The organism is Burkholderia sp. Bp9099, from assembly GCF_003857805.1.
Classification (GTDB): domain Bacteria; phylum Pseudomonadota; class Gammaproteobacteria; order Burkholderiales; family Burkholderiaceae; genus Burkholderia.
On sequence record NZ_QTPU01000114.1, the window covers coordinates 1 to 338 of the forward strand.

Sequence of the window (338 nt, forward strand, 5' to 3'; positions counted from 1 at the left end):
GTCGCGGTCACGGACCTGAATTACATCGTCCACGACGCAGGTGTACCCAGCGACGCAGCGTCGTTACGCGTTGTCTCGCTCGCGCGGACGTTGACGGAAACCCTTCCGGAATACGACCACACGAATCAGACGTTCAACACGGCCGCCCTGCTCGGCGACATGGGAACCGGCAGCGCATTGACCGACGTCGCACTCGCGATCGGCCGGATCAACCACTTCGGCGGTAACGCCCTGGTCGCAGGCACGACCGATCCTGAGCACCCCGTCGCCGTCGTCGTCAGACCACCGTCGAAGCTCACGCCGATCGATCCGGACCAAGACTGGTTCCGCGCACGCGG

The 338-nt window shown here is 64.8% G+C and carries 1 pseudogene; it reads left to right on the forward strand.

Annotated features, from left to right (window positions below):
• Positions 1 to 338, forward strand: a pseudogene (locus tag DIE17_RS37170) (virulence factor); the annotation flags it as partial.